This window comes from Algoriphagus sp. CAU 1675 (genome assembly GCF_029222925.1).
In the GTDB taxonomy this organism is placed as follows: domain Bacteria; phylum Bacteroidota; class Bacteroidia; order Cytophagales; family Cyclobacteriaceae; genus Algoriphagus.
In genome coordinates, this window is record NZ_JARHUI010000005.1 from 277606 (window position 1) to 293229 (window position 15624).

The window sequence follows — 15624 nt, forward strand, 5'->3', positions numbered from 1 at the left end:
ATGGTACTTAAAAACATCAAGTAAACAATCACAAACCGGACACAAAATCGCATAAATCAGAATCTCGCTAGATACCCAAAATGAATTTTCGACAAAGAAAGAGACAGGGGCTGTTCCTGGGATTTGCCAACAGCGTAGATAAATCTAAACACTCCATTACCGGTTTCAAGATTAATCCCAGTTCCCAAAGCCACTGGCTTTTCCATTTCATTTGCAAAATAAGGGTTTTCTAAGATGCCCGCATCAGCAAAAACCAGGAGATACGAGTCATTCCCAAAAAAAAGCCTCTGTTCGAAATTCAAATACATATATCTCCCTGCATAAAAATAGTTTTCGTTGAATCCGCGGATACTCTTCAATCCACCAAGACGAAACAGGTCATTTACCAAAAGGTTCTTGTTCTCTATCCAACCCGCAAATGCACCCAAAAATACCCCCCAATGAGGCTTTAGAAACACGTGTTGTTCTGCACTAATTTTCCCCATATACTGGGGAGTCTTAAGGTCTATACCTGAATAAACAGACTCAGGAATTCCCGTATTTTGCAAAATACGTTTGTTGCCCGCAGAAAACTCGCCCACAAACCGAGCCCCCCTTCTCGGAAAAACAGGATCGTCCAACAAATTCATATCCATGGATACCCCAAACTGATTCCACCTGAAATCAGCCAGATCGGGCAAAGTCTCGGCATTTTTATAAGCCAAAGTGGAAATCAAATCACTAGCCTGCCTCCTGTTGAAAAAACGGAAATACAAATGAGGATTGGCACGAAACGCAAAATCAATTCCGAAAACACGGTTCAAAAAGCTGCTGTCTTGCTTAAGAAGGGAAAAATCCGCAGAAACATCCAATAATGAGTTGAATACAAAGGATTCCTTTAGCTTGAGGCTGAGGTTTTGAGTAAGGGGATTGAATCGCTGCCAATGTACCTCCACATCTCTTCCTCTTCCTCCTAAATGCCTCAACTCAAGATCAAATTGCCCTGTAAAAAGAACTTTTCCGGGTTCATTTTCATTGGGAAGAACTCCTATCACACCATCCAATACATTGGCATTCCTTTCGATAAGGTTGAAAATTGGTTGGGCCTTTTTCTGGCGAAAATACAATTCCGGAGTCCCGTTAAGCCTGAAATAATTAGATCTTCGGAGATTCCGCTCCGCCAAATCCAGATCTTTCTGAGAAAAAGGGTCCCCGGGACCCAAGCCTGAAAGCAATTGGGCGTATACCGGTGCTGTTTTGCTTCCATCTCCAAGCTTCAGACTATCCCAAAGAATCATCGGCCCCCAATCAAAGGCCATTGAAGCATCCAGGCTTCCCTCCTCTCTGGAAATACTATCCAGTTTGACCGTTGCAAAGGGATATCCTTCATTTTCTGCCTGATTCAATACCTGCCCTAACACCGAATTGAGTTCATTCCAAGAAAGGACCAAAGGAAAATCCTGATTCAAAAAGCCTTGTGGAACATTCCCTTTGCGTAGGATTACATTTTGGATTTTTGGACCCGTTTTGACCAAAATCAAAACGGAATCTTTTCCAATGTTCATCCTGTCAAAGAATGCTCCCGGAAATCCCTTCAACTGGTAATCTTTCAAAAGTGAATCAAGAAATCTTTCCCCTTTTTCAAAATCCTTGAACTCCTGCCATTCCCTTTGCTCCTCCTGTCCATTTTCTTTTACACTTAACCAAACAGAGTCCTGAGCAAAGGCCGTATTGCCAAGTGCAAGAATTGCAATCTGAATGAACCAAAAGAAGTTTTTCAATGTCAGGACTGGGAAAGATTATATTTGCAAATTAAAAGAATTCGAATTGGCAGGCATCTACATCCATATTCCATTTTGCAAGCAGGCATGCCATTACTGTGATTTTCACTTTAGCACGAATACCTCCCGTCTAGAAGAAATGGTTCTTTCTATTGTGGAAGAAATGGAAATGAGGAAAGATTATTTGAATGGAGAGGCCATTGAAACCATTTATTTCGGAGGAGGGACCCCTTCTCTACCCGATGCCGAACAAATTGGTTTGATTCTCGAAAAAGCCAAATCCCTGTTTAAAAGCTCCCCCATTGAAGTCACTCTGGAGGCCAATCCGGATGATCTGAGTCAAGAAAAGCTTGAAGCATGGAAAGCATTAGGAATAGATAGGCTAAGCCTTGGAATTCAGAGTTTCGACGATAAGGTCCTTCGTTTTTATAACAGGGCTCATAATTCAAAGGAATCCCTTCAGGCTATCGAGAAAGCAAGAAAAGCAGGCTTTGAAAAATTCAGCATAGACCTGATTTACGGGTTTCCCTATTCCGATCATTCCCTTTGGAACAAAGATTTGGAAACCGCCTTGAAACTCGACCCCAGCCATCTATCCTGTTATTCTCTAACAGTGGAGCCTAGAACCGCACTGGGCAATTGGAGTCAAAAAGGGAAGTTTCAACCTGCGGATGAGGATTTTGTTGCTGAGCAATTCGAGATTTTACAGGAAAAAACAGAGGCATTTGGCTACGAGCAATATGAAATTTCAAATTTTGCCAAGCCCGGACAATATGCCATTCACAATACTAATTATTGGAAAAGAGTTTCCTATCTGGGTTTGGGACCCGGAGCTCATTCCTTCGACGGAAAAAAAAGAGGATTTAACATAGCCAACAATGCACTCTATCTCAAGCATATTCAAACCGGTCAATTGCCATTTGAAACCGAAGAGTTGAGTGAATCCGATCTGCTAAATGAATACATTCTAACCGGGTTGAGGACCAGTTGGGGAATAGACCTGGATTTGATCCGAGAGGATTTTAAGACAGATCTTTTTGATTTGAAAAAGCGGGAGATAGAACAAATGGGCTCCGAAGGTTGGCTGATTTGGAAAGATAAAAACCTATCTTTGAGCAAATCCGGAAAGATCCTTGCCGATAGCATCGCAGAGGCCCTTTTCATTTAAATTTAAAATGTACAACGGTAGTAATAACGGTAGAAAAAAGGAAGCTGCACCCTTAGAAGAAGCATTCAATGAGCTTTTGAAAGCTTACCGTCTGGAGGGAAAATTTCGGGAAAAATCACTGATTCACGAATGGAAAGAGTTGGTGGGAAAAACTATTGCTGACCGTACTGAATCTGTTTTCATCCGAGATAAAAAGCTCTATGTGAAATTGACATCTGGCCCAGTCAAGAGAGAAATACAGATGAATAAGAGTAAAATACTCAGGCTTATAGAAGAAAAAGTCGGTGAAGGGATAGTAAGTGAACTTATTTGTCTGTGAGTATTCCTTCTCTTTTTGTAATTTTTAACAAAGCTCAAGTTAGGTATCTAGTTCATTAGCCACATTTTCCATTCCCTTTGAGTAATATTGGGGGAGTAAATCCATGCCGAAACTGCCCAACCTAAATATCGGAAAGCTCAGCTTTTTACTGGCCATACTTGTCTGGCTGGCCTTGCTGTTTGTGGACTTGGTTAGGCTTTTTGGCACCATCAATGAAATTGACTCTGGAATCGCCCAAGAATTCACCTGGATTCTTGAGATTCTATTTTTCCTTACTGTCTATTGGTTCTACAACTATTCCATTAGCAGAAACACCCAAAATGATTTTCTAAATCTCATTTGGCGAGCAGCTTCCACGGGAATATTTGCTTCTGGGAGTATGATCCTAATCGATCTTTTCTATCAGGTACTGGGCGACAGTAAATTAGGTCAAGAGCCTTTTTTGAAAAACTTCTTCTACCACATTCATTTTGCCCTCGTAACAGCCTTTCTGATTTCTGCGAGTATATTATGGAAAAACCTTATACTCTATCAAAGAAGCAAGAAAGTGGTCAAGCAGTGGCAAACCTTTGAATTTGCCCAGCTACTGGCCATGTTCTTTATTTTTTTCAATCAGAACACCTTTGATTATAGCTTTATTTTCGGAATGGTCTTGCTTTCGGGACTGGGCCTAATCCTATCTGCTAATCTGAAATGGATTCCTTATCTGACTTTCAAAGAAAAATGGAAGTCTCTTCTTTTCCTCTTTCTGATATTGCTGAGCACGGGATTCCTTTTTATTCAGACATTTTCCTACAGCAGCCAGCAACAGACCTATCCGGTCAATCTGATGGACAATCTTTTCCTGATTATCCTCTTTGTATTTGTATTTGTCTATGCTCTGTTTAGTTTTTTGGTCACGCTTTTCAACCTACCCACTTCTTCCGTATTTGAGCAGAAGCTGACCGAAGCTATCAACTTTCAGAGGCTTAGTCAGTCTATCAAACCTGAAGAGAGCGAGGAGCAGGTTTTGGATATTTTGGTGGATTCCTGTATGAGTGCATCGTATGCCGACGGGGCATGGCTTGAACTGCAGCATGAAAGCTCCCATACTGAAATTTCTAATTTGCGCTTTTTGGAACAGGATACCTTGGAAGAATTGAGGAAAGTAATTAATTCCCATAAACAGGTGACCGAATGGGAAAGTGAAGAAAAGCCTGAAAACCTTGGCCTTTTGGCAATCCGTCTAGCTCATCCCAAATTTGAATCAGCGCTAATTGCTCCCTTGGTGGTCAATAAAGAGATAATTGGGAAAATGATCCTCTGCAAGGAGGTAAAAGAGGGATTCAATAAAGAGATGACCAACATCATTAGCACCTTCGTCCGGCAGGCATGTATTGCAGTGGAAAACCACCGCCTTCTCAACCAGGCCATTCAAAACGAACGCTACCAGGAAGAGCTAAAGATTGCCCAAAGAGTTCAGAAATCACTGCTCCCAACCCGGCTGGACCATAATAAGGCTTTCGAAATCACAGCCTATTCCAACGCTGCCGATGAGGTTGGAGGGGATTATTACGACACCTATCAATTGGATGAAGATCGTTTTGTCCTAGTAATGGGGGATGTTTCAGGAAAGGGAACCTCAGCTGCCTTTCATATGTCCCAGATGAAAGGGATATTCCAAAGCTTGATCCAGCTTGGACTTTCCCCTGGAGAGTTTATGATACAGGCCAACTCAGCATTGAGCAGATGCCTGGAAAAAAACCACTTTATTACTGCCTCCATATTTATTATCAATACCAAAGAACAAACCATTTGTCACTCCAGAGCTGGGCATTTGCCTACCCTTCTCCATCATCACCTCAGTGGGAAGGCGGAGTTTTTGATGCCTGATGGACTGGGCTTAGGTATTTTAAGAAACATGCAATATGAAAACCACGTTGAAGAAATGACGTTTTCATATCAGTCAGGAGATATTTTGGTACTGTATACCGATGGGATAGTGGAAGCCAAAAACCAGAATTCCCAGCAGTTTGGAACAGGATTAATCCAATCCATTGTGGAAGCCCACAGCCAACTCAGTCCCAAAGAAATCCAATTGAAACTGATTGATTCCCTACACGAATTTGTGGGTGGGGATGGAATGATAGATGATGATTATTCACTGATGGTTGTGAAATTCACCTAAGTGCAAAACATGAAACAAATGCTTTCAATAGAAGTATTACAAGATCAAAATCACAGCATCCTTCTTCTGGAAGGTGAAATCGATGCCAGCAACTCCATCCAACTGGATGAATCCATTCGCTCTCTTGCTGACAATGGAGCACAATCTATCCTTGTGGACGGGAGTAAGCTTGAATATATTTCCTCTGCAGGGCTAGGGGTATTTATGTCTTATTTAGAAGATTTTCAGGAAAACGGTATCAGTTTGAAAATTTACTCTTTGACCCCAAGGGTTTTAGAAGTATTCAAAATCCTTGGACTTGACCAATTGATTTCCATTTTCCCGGACAAGACAACCGCACTTAGGGAAGACTGAAAATGCAGCACAAAATTCAGATAGCCTGCCGTACAACTGCTCTGGCTGACCTGAGGGCATTTCTTCAGGACACCCTGGAAAAGTTGGACATTGCTGCCAAAGACCGGCATCAAGTCACTTTGGCCGTAGAGGAAGTATGTGCAAACCTCATTATCCACTCCCATCAATGCAATGAACAAAACCACATAAATCTGGAAGTACAGGATTTTCCGGACAAATTGGTTTTTGAAATCAAAGACAAAGGACAGGCATTTAATTTATTGGATTATGAGGTACCGGACCTCAAAAAAGTAATTTCAGAGAAGAGAAAAGGAGGCTTAGGCATTATTTTGGTTAAGAAAATTATGGATGAAATCGAGTTTGAATCCAAGCAGGGCACCAATATCTGCCGCTTGATCAAAAGATTTCGATCCTAATTCTTGTTAAATCCTAATCCTCAAAGGCATTTCCCCTGAAATCCTAATAAATTTGTAACATTGCATCTCCAAATCAGCCTTCTGATACATGAATATCCGAGCTCTGTCGGCAATACTATATTTTCTGCTTTTTACAACACTTGGCACTGAACAGGTTTTAGCACAAAATGACCCACTCCTAACCGTGGGAGGGCAGCCTGTGTCCAAGGATGAATTGATCTACCTCATCGGAAAAGGAAAAAGCTCAAGTGCAAATTCCGCTTCCATTACGAAAGAAGAGTTCCAAGAAAACCTGGACCTTTTCATCAATTACAAATTAAAAGTCAAGGAGGCAGAAGCTTTGGGACTGGACCAAACTCAGGAATTTAAGCGGGAGTTTGAATCTTTCAAGGAAAACTTAAAAGCCCCCTACCTCATCAAAAATTCATTGGAAGAAGGTGAGCTTAGAAAAGCCTATTCCAGAATGCAGGAAGTGATACGAGCAAGTCACATTTTATTCCAGTTCCCTCCCAGTGCGAGTTCCGAGGACAGTATTATTGTGCTGAAAATGGCCTTGAAGGTGAAGCAGGAAATCCAGAATGGAGGAAATATCCAGGAACTTTCCGAAAAATATTCAGATGATCCTTCAGCTAGAGTGAACAAAGGAGACCTGGGTTATTTCACGTCCCTTCAAATGGTACAACCATTCGAAGACGCGGCCTACAACCTTCAGCCAGGACAAATTTCTGACCCAGTACTGACCAGCTTCGGATACCATATCATTGAAGTAAAAGAACGGATGCCCAACCCCGGTCAGGTTCGGGTTTCTCATATTTTGGTTCGGGTAGATCCTAACAACCCCAACAGTGAGGATCAGGCAAGAAGAAAGATTTCCGACATCTATGCCGAAATCCAAAAACCTACCACCATTTGGGAAGACATTGTCAAGAACTATTCAGAAGACCCCTCAACCAGCCAAAAAGGAGGACTCTTGCCCTATTTCAGTGTTGGCACCATGATCCCCGAATTCGAATTGGCGGCATTTTCACTTTCTGAAGAAGGGGAGGTTTCTCCTCCAGTGAAAACTCAATATGGCTACCATATTCTAAGGCTGGAGGACAAGCAGCCATTGGCTTCTTTTGATGAAATGGAAGATATAATTCGTTCGAGAATCCTCAGGGACTCCAGATCGAGCATGATCCAGTCCCAGGTACTTGCCATACAGAAATCCAGATATGGATTTAAGGAAAATGATTCCAATGTATCCAAACTCGAAACTTCCTTAAATCAAGTTCCAAAATCTGAATTCGCCAGCCAAATGAAGACTATGGGACTTGAGGATTTAGAGATTTTTGAACTGAACCAAAAGAGCTATACAGGCAAAGACTTGCTAGAGTACATGGAAATCGATGAAGTAAGCCCTCGGACAAAAGGCGGATCCTTCACTATTTGGTATGACCGTTTTGCAGGGAGTCTTTTGGCAGAAATGGAAGAGCGTGACTTGGAAGCCAACAACAAGGAATACCAAATGCTGCTGAAAGAATACAGAGATGGTATTCTTCTATTTTCCCTGATGAATGAGGAAGTGTGGCAAAAGGGAATCCAAGACACAGTGGGACAAAAAGCTTTCTTTCAGGATCATCAAAAAAACTATCAATGGAAATCCCGGGCAAATGCATTGATCGTAAAAATCCTGGACAGAGACCGATTGACTACTGCAAGAAACAACCTCCAAAACAAAGTTTATAGCGAAGAACTGGTCAACTCCTTCGAATCCGAGTACAAGACTAACCATCCGCTTGCTTATCAAACTGAATATGGATTGTTTGAAATCCCGTCCCACCCGGTATTGTCACAGATTAATCCGGAATTAACCTATCAGGAAATTGAGCTCAATGGAGATCATTATCTGGTTTTGCTTGGAGAGAAAATGCCTGAGGGAGACAGAAAATTTGAGGAAAGCAGAGGTATGGTCATCCGGGATTACCAAGAATATTTGGACAAACAGCTTATTGAAAAGCTCCAAAAAAAATATCCAGTAAAAATCAACACAGAAGTTCTTGAGGAAGCTTTTATCGCACTCAATCAATAATTTAGCAAGAAATAATTACACCGGTCTTTAATCCGGAAAGTATATACACATGAATAAATTAAGCCGACTTTCTATTATCGCATTAAGCTGCATCACTTTCAACCAGGCTTTTTCCCAAGAGACACCTCCCCAGACCGGGCAGGTTCTGGATAAAATTGTAGCCAAGGTTGACAACAACATTTTGTTGGAGTCTGATGTACAGCAAACCTATATAGAGGCGATCGCCCAAAGTCAACAGGGAATTACCCCTCCAACTCGCTGTGAGATTTTTGAATCTCTTCTCATCAACAAACTCATGGTGGCCAAAGCAGAAATTGACTCTGTAATGGTCTCTGAACCGGAAGTTACCCTGGAAACAGAGCGCCGCTTTTCCATGGTGCTCCAGCAGTTTGGAGGAGATGAAAACATGATTTTGGAAATGTATGGAAAAACTGCCGAGCAACTCCGAAGTGAGATGGAGGATATGATAAAGGAGCAGATGATTGTCCAGAAAATGAGAACAAACATCACTGAGGGAGTTACTGTATCTCCGGCAGAAGTGAAGTCCTTTTTCGAAAGTATCCCTTCAGATTCTCTACCTTTCTTTTCTGCAGAGGTGACGGTAGGCCAAATCGTCAAAAAGCCTGAAGTAAACCAACAGACAAAAGAGAACATCTATAATCAATTAAAGCAGTTCAAGGAGGATGTTTTATCTGGAAAAGCTGATTTTGCTGACCTTGCAAGAAGCTATTCGGAGGACCCCGGTTCAGCGGCACAAGGCGGAGATTTGGGCTTTTTCAGAAGAGGGGAATTGGCTCCGGAATTCGAAGCTACAGCACTTGGCTTAAGACAAGGCGAGATCAGTGATCCCGTAGAAACTGACTTTGGCTTTCACATGATCCAATTGTTGGAAACTAAAAACGGGGCATTCAACACCAGACATATTCTCAGAATCCCAAAAGCCTCTGAAGAGGATATTCAAAAAACCGAAAGATACCTTGACAGCCTGAGAACAGAAATAGAGGCTGGAAGATTAGATTTTGCCAAAGCTGCTAAGGATTATTCAGAAGACCGTAACACATCCGATAACGGAGGTTTCTTCACAGATCCTGGGACCAATTCAAACCGATTAACTCTTAGAACACTCGAGGATCCTGTTCTTTATTTCACATTGGACAGTATGGAAGTTGGAACCCTCACCAAGCCTATTCGATTCGAGGATCCCAGAGAAGGAACAAAAGTGCGTATTCTCTACTATAGGAATAAGTATTCAGCGCATCGGGCCAACTTAAACGATGACTATGAGAAGCTGAAAGCCGCTACCCTAAGGAAAAAAGAGGATGAGATTTTAAGTACTTGGTTTGTGACTGCCAAAGAGGATGTCTTTATAGATATTGACCCGGCATATGATCGTTGCAATGCCCTGCAGGAAAGATAAAAAAAGAGGCGACCGAAAATTCGGTCGCCTCTTTTTTGCTTAGGCCTTTTTCCCGAAAAGGGCCTCAAAGGCAAATCCCAATTGCTTGAAAGCTTCCAGCAAAAACCCTTTGGATTCTTTGAGTTTGGGTTCGTATTCCTTCTTTCTTTCCTGATATTCCCGCTCTACGACTTTTTTGGCTTTCCGCAGTTCCTCCTCAAGTGTGGTCTTTTTTTCTTTCAGGTCCCGTATCTTCTTCTCGATCTCTTCCTTGACATCCTGACCTGCACTTGTGCCTTTCTTTACGAGTTCCTCTATTTTATGCCCAATTTCCTGGAGCGTGGCCTCGATTTCCTTAATTCCTTTTTTATGTTGCTCTTCCATGTCTAAAAATCAACTGGTGAACAATCAAGTTAGTGACTTTTAGCCAAAAAATCCCGGAATTCAGAATTACAATTCAGAGTCTACAGCCTCTCCGGCCTGAGTTTGTTTTTCGTAAAGTTCGGCATAGGTTCCCTTGAGATTCATGAGTTCCTGATGGTTTCCTCTTTCTATAATTTTGCCATCATCCAGCACGATGATCTGATCTGCAAGTTTGGCTGAAGAGACCCTATGTGAAATGATCACGGAGGTTCTGTTTTCCATGATTTTCTTCATGGCATTCAGGATCACATTTTCTGTTTTTGTATCCACAGCAGAAAGGCAATCATCCAAAATCAAGATTTTTGGACCTTTTGCTATAGCTCTTGCAATGGAAACCCGTTGTTTTTGCCCCCCAGATAGAGTTATCCCCCGCTCCCCAAGCATGGTGTCAAATCCTTTGGGGAAATCGATAATATTTTGATACACATCTGCGTCCTTAGCGGCTTGTTCAATAATTTCCTGATTCGCTTCATCCAGTCCGAAAGCGATATTATTTCCAATGGTATCCGAAAACAAAAACACATCCTGGGGAACGAAACCAATATTTTTACGAAGGAAAGAGATATCGAATTCCTCAATTGGTTTCCCATCGATTTGGATACCTCCTTCGGTAGGGTCATACATCCGCATGAGCAGGTTGGCAATGGTAGATTTACCCGAGCCCGTTGTGCCAATGACTCCCAAAGTTTGTCCCGCTTGGATTTCAAAGCTAACATGATCCAAGGCCTTAATTCCTGAGTCAGGATAAATGAAAGTCAAATCCCTGAACGTAATTTTTCCCGATATTTCATCCTTGAGGTTATGGGTACTGACGATGGTATTTTTTTCATCCAAAAACTCATTGATTCGAGTCTGGGAGGCTGCCGCACGCTGTATAATACTAGTCACCCAACCCAATGAAGTTACAGGCCAAGTCAGTATATTGACATAAAGGATGAATTCGGCAATCACCCCATAGCCGATCTCCCCGTTGATCACTTGGATCCCTCCTATATACACGGTAATTATGGTAGAAATCCCTACCAGTGCCATAATCAATGGGAAAAAAAGAGCGTTTACTTTGGTCAGCCGGATGGATTTGACTTTGTAGTCCTCACTCGCATCAGCAAAATCCCTCAAACTGTCCTTCTCACGAACAAAGGCTTTCAAGACCCTAATTCCTGAAAAGGCCTCCTGAACAAACGTACTGAGTCCACTTAGGCTTTTCTGGATTTTTTCAGAGCGCTCGTTGATGAGATTGTTGACAAAATAAATGCTGAGGGATAGTATAGGAAGAGGGAGTAGGGAATACAAGGTCAGTTCTGCATTTACTGTGACCATATAGGATATTACCAAGGGAAACAGGATCAGCAGATTAAGGCCATACATGATGGCTGGCCCGAGGTACATTCTGACACGGCTCACATCCTCTGAGATTCGAGCCATCAAATCACCGGTGCTGTTTTTACGGTAAAAACTCAGTGGAAGACTTTGGTATTTTTCATAGATCTCATTTTTCATGTCATACTCAATTCTTCGGGACATGATGATGATTGTCTGTCGGATGAGAAAGAGAAAAAAGCCCCTCAAAAGGGCCATTGCCAAAATCAAAACACCAAATACAAGGACGAATTTCAGGAAAACTTCCCGGGCACTTTCCCCCAATCCCCCCAATTGCAAAGGCCTAAAAAAGGAAAAACTTTCAACCACATAATCTATGGCAAGTCGAACGAGTTGTGCAGGAATAATTACGAAAACATTTGATATCACCGTAAATACTATTCCCAAAAGCAATAGTCCCTTGTATTTGTATAAATACTTATTTAGTCTCCAAAGTGGTCTCACCAAATAAAAACTTTAAAATAGATGAAATGGATTAAGAAATCTGGGTAAATTATTCCTTTGTAGGCCAATAAAAGTATTTAATTTTGTATCGGCCTTTTTCAAAAGGAGCATCCCAAATATAACACATTCTAAAAAGCTAAGTTCACATGTTAGAAATTAAAGCTTCCGAAACCGTGCGTGAAGGATCCATCTTTGGACAGATCACCACAATGGACCATGAGCAACTGGTACTTTGCCATGATGAGGCAACCGGTCTAAAAGCATTGATTGGTATTCACAATACTATTTTGGGACCTGCTCTAGGAGGGACCCGAATGTGGCCCTATGCTACCGAAGAGGAGGCTATCACCGATGTACTGAGACTGTCCCGAGGCATGACCTTTAAAAACTCCCTAGCAGGCCTAAACCTAGGAGGAGGAAAAGCTGTAATCATTGGAGACCCCAAACTGAAAAACGAGGCATTTTTGAGAAGATTTGGCCGTTTTGTGGAAAGTTTAGGCGGAAGATATGTGACAGCAGAGGATGTCAACATGAAAACATCCGATATGGAATACATTGCCATGGAAACTCGCCATGTAACTGGCTTGCCACAAGTTAAAGGTGGTGCAGGTGACCCTTCACCAGTTACTGCATTTGGAGTTTACATGGGCATGAAAGCCGCAGCAAAAAAAGCATTTGGCTCTGACTCTTTGAACAAAAAGAAAATCGGTGTTCAAGGTGTAGGTCAAGTTGGAAAATATTTGATCGAGTATCTGGTAAAAGAAGGAGCCGAGGTAATGATTACAGACATTTTCGAGGACAAGCTCAAAGAAGTAGCAAATGCCACGGGAGCCACTGTAGTAGATCCAAATGTCATCTATGATATGCCTATGGATATTTATGCTCCATGTGCCTTGGGTGCTACCATCAATGACGACACGATCGACCGACTGAAATGTGCGGTGGTGGCCGGGGGTGCCAACAACCAACTCAAAGACGAAGCCAAGCATGGAAAAATCCTGATGGATAAAGGCATTGTTTATGCCCCTGATTTCCTGATCAATGCAGGAGGTGTCATCAATGTGGGCGCTGAATATTTTGGTGACTACCACAAAGACATCGTATTTGCCCAGACTGAAAAAATATTTGATACCTGTCTCATGATTCTGGAAAAAGCCGAAAACGAACAAATTCCTTCCCAGCAGGCCGCTATAGCTGCTGCTAAAGAAAGAATTGAGGCAATCGGAAGAGTAAAACTTCCATTCTAAACATTTGCAATCCGACTTGAAAACCACCGGGATTCTGCTTTCGGTGGTTTTTTTGTCTTCCAAGCCATGGGCTAAGCCCGTGCAAAATCCCTATCTTTACAGCTCGTTTCTCAAACTATGCTAAACAGAAGAATACTCAGGGTCAAGGCTTTTCAAAACCTCTACGCCTATGAGCAATGCAAGGGGTCCAACTTCAACCTTGCGAAAGACTTTATTCGGGAGTCTTTTTTACCAGACCTCAACAGTATGGAGGTGCAGGACAAAGCTTTGTTGAATCGTGAAGCTGAAGAGGCTATCCGGCTTTTCGAAAAAAACCTTGATTCCAAGCACCAAATCCAGGCATCTGACGCTTCGCCAAAAGTGAAAAAGGCGGTACTGGAAGCGATCAGCCAATTTCACAATGCCAATGAAAAAGACAGACAGTTTTTGTTGAAAAACATGATTGCTTCTGCCGAGCGCATCCCTCAACTTTATTTGTCTGCTATTGAACTTCTTCAGGCATTTGCCAACCATGTTCGGAAGGAATTTGAAAAGAAGAAGAAACTTGCCGGGGAAAGTCCAGTGGCCTTCGGAAATGATCTGAATTTAGCCAACAACCAGGTTTTGGTAAACCTTAGGGAATCAGACGCCTATCGGGCAGCTGTAGCCAGAAGCAATGCCAACTTGGATGACTTGGAACTTGAAATCAAGGAATGGTTCCGGGATTATATCAAACCCTCTGAGGAATACATCGCCTACCTTCAAATTTCAAACCCTACCATAGAGCAGGACCTGGATGCAGCAGACAACCTTTTGAAGAAAATCATATTCAAAAACGAGGTGATTCTGAACTACTTTGCCGAAAAAGACCTTAATTGGACAGAGAATAAGTCTGTGGTTAGGAGTTTGGCTTCCAAAGTTTTGAAAAACGCAGCCAATCTGGACAACGAATCAGACGGGCAAATGCCTGAGATCGCCATGAACTGGGAAGAGGATAAAGAGTTTTTTCAAAATATCTTTAACTTCACCATCGAGAATGAGGCAGAAAGTAAAGCACTTATCGCTCAAAAGACCAAAAATTGGGACATAGACCGATTGGCCTTTACTGACAAAATCATCATTTCAATGGCGATTGCAGAAATGAAAAATTTTCCAAGCATTCCCGTTAAAGTTAGTATTAACGAATACATCGATATTTCGAAGACATACAGTACACCTAAAAGTAAGCAGTTTGTCAATGGCTTGCTGGATGTGTTGTCAAAAGAGCTAACCGAAAAAGGAGAAATTCGTAAAAGTGGCAGAGGACTTTTAGACAATAAATAATTAAACAATGAGCAAAAACAGTAATTCACTCTTCGCATTTATCATCGGCGCTGGCGTTGGTGCTGCTTTGGGTGTACTTTTCGCACCTGACACCGGAAGTAATACCAGAGACAAGCTTTCCTTCAAACTTTCCAAATACAAAAAAGAACTTGAGGATCTGATTGAAGAATTGGTAGAAGGAAAAGAGCTTCACCTCAACGAGGCCAAGACAGAAGGAAAACGTGTGATAAGCGAAGCAAAAAACAAGGCTGAAAACCTTTTGAACGACGTAAATAAATTAATCGACCAAATAAACCAAGGAAACAATTGATATGAACGCTAAACTAATGAGTGCTGCGGCATTTGCCCTGATGTTGGCCTTAGGTACTTCTTGTAGCCAGAAAAGTGACCAAGAAGCAAAAATCCAGGCATTGGAAGAGAAAATCGCCCAATTGGAGAGTAAAGGCTCCTCTATCACCCCGGTAAACGCCCAGTCTACCCAGGCTGCAGACCCTAGTACACTAGGTTCCTTCGAGTTCCCTGAAATGGAATATGAATTCGGAACCATCAATGAGGGCCAAATTGTAGAACATACCTTCAACTTTACCAATAACGGAGAAGCTCCATTGGTAATATCCAACATTACAGCTTCCTGTGGATGTACGAGCCCTGATTGGACCAAGACTCCAGTAAAACCGGGAGAAGAGGGCTTTGTTAAAGTGGTTTTCAACTCCACTGCTAAATCAGGAGCTCAGGCACCTACCGTTACCATCCAGGCTAACACCAATCCAACAGTGACTCGTTTGAGATTGAAAGGTACTGTAACTCCAAAAATCGCAGGAGCTTCTGCTCCGGTTGGACCTGTAAAAAGATAATAGATGATATCAACCGTATTGGCGCAGGCCGCAGCAGGTGGCTCAGGCATCTTAGGACAGGTATTTCTGTTTGGCTCTATTATCTTGATCATGTATTTCTTCATGATCAGACCGCAGCAGAAAAAACAGAAAGAAACAAAGAAGTTTATTGATGAAATCAAAAAAGGAGAAGATGTAGTCACTATCGGCGGACTTCATGGCAAAGTAAGTGCCGTAGAAGGAGACACTGTGATTCTCGAACTGGACAGAGGATTCAAGGTAAAAGTTGAAAAATCTGCCATCTCACTGGATTTCTCAAAAAAAACCAATAAATAAAATTGAAT

15 protein-coding genes are annotated in these 15624 nt (G+C 42.0%); 12 read left to right on the top strand and 3 right to left on the bottom strand.

Translation table 11 applies throughout. The annotated features are described in order from the left end of the window. Positions 1-56 precede the first annotated feature (56 nt). The gene (locus P2G54_RS13550) at positions 57-1760 is read right to left on the bottom strand and encodes a BamA/TamA family outer membrane protein (RefSeq protein WP_275872011.1); all 1704 of its coding nucleotides are present in this window, start codon (positions 1758-1760) and stop codon (positions 57-59) included. On the opposite strand from P2G54_RS13550, the gene hemW reads away from it, so the two are divergent. From hemW to P2G54_RS13585, 7 genes are all read left to right on the top strand, one after another. Beyond that, entirely contained in the window at positions 1738-2928 is a 1191-nt protein-coding gene (gene hemW / locus P2G54_RS13555; protein WP_345795476.1) for a radical SAM family heme chaperone HemW, read from the top strand. The two genes, P2G54_RS13550 and hemW, sit on opposite strands and share 23 nt — an antisense overlap. A 7-nt stretch (positions 2929-2935) precedes the next feature. Then, positions 2936-3247 (top strand): DUF721 domain-containing protein, encoded by a 312-nt coding sequence (locus tag P2G54_RS13560; protein WP_275872013.1) that lies wholly within the window; start codon positions 2936-2938, stop codon positions 3245-3247. Positions 3248-3350: 103 nt separating this feature from the next. Beyond that, a complete protein-coding gene (locus P2G54_RS13565; RefSeq protein ID WP_275872014.1) occupies positions 3351-5414 on the top strand; it encodes a GAF domain-containing SpoIIE family protein phosphatase in 2064 nt (687 codons plus the stop codon). An 18-nt stretch (positions 5415-5432) separates the two neighbouring features. Further along, entirely contained in the window at positions 5433-5768 is a 336-nt protein-coding gene (locus P2G54_RS13570; RefSeq protein ID WP_275872016.1) for an STAS domain-containing protein, read from the top strand. A gap of 2 nt (positions 5769-5770) precedes the next feature. Then, the gene (locus P2G54_RS13575) at positions 5771-6184 is read left to right on the top strand and encodes an ATP-binding protein (RefSeq protein ID WP_275872017.1); all 414 of its coding nucleotides are present in this window, start codon (positions 5771-5773) and stop codon (positions 6182-6184) included. A gap of 88 nt (positions 6185-6272) precedes the next feature. Beyond that, positions 6273-8255, top strand: coding sequence for a peptidylprolyl isomerase (locus P2G54_RS13580; protein WP_275872019.1), 1983 nt, complete (start codon positions 6273-6275; stop codon positions 8253-8255). 49 nt (positions 8256-8304) lie between these two features. Continuing rightward, positions 8305-9672: a peptidylprolyl isomerase gene (locus tag P2G54_RS13585; RefSeq protein ID WP_275872020.1), complete on the top strand. Its 1368-nt coding sequence runs from the start codon at positions 8305-8307 to the stop codon at positions 9670-9672. Positions 9673-9711: 39 nt separating this feature from the next. On the opposite strand, the gene P2G54_RS13590 is transcribed toward P2G54_RS13585, so the two are convergent. Both P2G54_RS13590 and P2G54_RS13595 read right to left on the bottom strand, forming a co-directional pair. Further along, positions 9712-10035, bottom strand: coding sequence for a hypothetical protein (locus P2G54_RS13590; protein ID WP_275872022.1), 324 nt, complete (start codon positions 10033-10035; stop codon positions 9712-9714). Positions 10036-10101: 66 nt separating this feature from the next. Then, positions 10102-11898 carry an ABC transporter ATP-binding protein gene (locus P2G54_RS13595; protein ID WP_275872024.1) on the bottom strand — a complete coding sequence of 599 codons (1797 nt, stop codon included), beginning with the start codon at positions 11896-11898 and terminating at the stop codon, positions 10102-10104. Positions 11899-12044: 146 nt separating this feature from the next. On the opposite strand from P2G54_RS13595, the gene P2G54_RS13600 reads away from it, so the two are divergent. The 5 genes from P2G54_RS13600 (at position 12045) to yajC (ending at position 15616) form a co-directional block, all read left to right on the top strand. Further along, positions 12045-13145: a Glu/Leu/Phe/Val dehydrogenase dimerization domain-containing protein gene (locus tag P2G54_RS13600; protein WP_275872026.1), complete on the top strand. Its 1101-nt coding sequence runs from the start codon at positions 12045-12047 to the stop codon at positions 13143-13145. A 117-nt stretch (positions 13146-13262) separates the two neighbouring features. Beyond that, positions 13263-14447 carry a transcription antitermination factor NusB gene (gene nusB / locus P2G54_RS13605; protein ID WP_275872027.1) on the top strand — a complete coding sequence of 395 codons (1185 nt, stop codon included), beginning with the start codon at positions 13263-13265 and terminating at the stop codon, positions 14445-14447. Between the two features lie 7 nt (positions 14448-14454). Next, complete coding sequence (locus P2G54_RS13610) at positions 14455-14757, top strand: YtxH domain-containing protein (RefSeq protein WP_275872028.1); 303 nt, start codon at positions 14455-14457, stop codon at positions 14755-14757. Position 14758: 1 nt separating this feature from the next. After that, positions 14759-15301 carry a DUF1573 domain-containing protein gene (locus P2G54_RS13615; protein WP_275872030.1) on the top strand — a complete coding sequence of 181 codons (543 nt, stop codon included), beginning with the start codon at positions 14759-14761 and terminating at the stop codon, positions 15299-15301. 3 nt (positions 15302-15304) lie between these two features. Continuing rightward, positions 15305-15616: a preprotein translocase subunit YajC gene (gene yajC, locus P2G54_RS13620; protein WP_275872031.1), complete on the top strand. Its 312-nt coding sequence runs from the start codon at positions 15305-15307 to the stop codon at positions 15614-15616. The last annotated feature ends 8 nt before the right edge of the window (positions 15617-15624 follow it).

Coding starts and splice junctions, on each gene's coding strand:
- hemW (WP_345795476.1), top strand. CDS start 1,738: ATGAACCAAAAGAAGTTTTTCAATGTCAGGACTGGGAAAGATTATATT.
- P2G54_RS13560 (WP_275872013.1), top strand. CDS start 2,936: ATGTACAACGGTAGTAATAACGGTAGAAAAAAGGAAGCTGCACCCTTA.
- P2G54_RS13565 (WP_275872014.1), top strand. CDS start 3,351: ATGCCGAAACTGCCCAACCTAAATATCGGAAAGCTCAGCTTTTTACTG.
- P2G54_RS13570 (WP_275872016.1), top strand. CDS start 5,433: ATGCTTTCAATAGAAGTATTACAAGATCAAAATCACAGCATCCTTCTT.
- P2G54_RS13575 (WP_275872017.1), top strand. CDS start 5,771: ATGCAGCACAAAATTCAGATAGCCTGCCGTACAACTGCTCTGGCTGAC.
- P2G54_RS13580 (WP_275872019.1), top strand. CDS start 6,273: ATGAATATCCGAGCTCTGTCGGCAATACTATATTTTCTGCTTTTTACA.
- P2G54_RS13585 (WP_275872020.1), top strand. CDS start 8,305: ATGAATAAATTAAGCCGACTTTCTATTATCGCATTAAGCTGCATCACT.
- P2G54_RS13590 (WP_275872022.1), bottom strand. CDS start 10,035: ATGGAAGAGCAACATAAAAAAGGAATTAAGGAAATCGAGGCCACGCTC.
- P2G54_RS13600 (WP_275872026.1), top strand. CDS start 12,045: ATGTTAGAAATTAAAGCTTCCGAAACCGTGCGTGAAGGATCCATCTTT.
- nusB (WP_275872027.1), top strand. CDS start 13,263: ATGCTAAACAGAAGAATACTCAGGGTCAAGGCTTTTCAAAACCTCTAC.
- P2G54_RS13610 (WP_275872028.1), top strand. CDS start 14,455: ATGAGCAAAAACAGTAATTCACTCTTCGCATTTATCATCGGCGCTGGC.
- P2G54_RS13615 (WP_275872030.1), top strand. CDS start 14,759: ATGAACGCTAAACTAATGAGTGCTGCGGCATTTGCCCTGATGTTGGCC.
- yajC (WP_275872031.1), top strand. CDS start 15,305: ATGATATCAACCGTATTGGCGCAGGCCGCAGCAGGTGGCTCAGGCATC.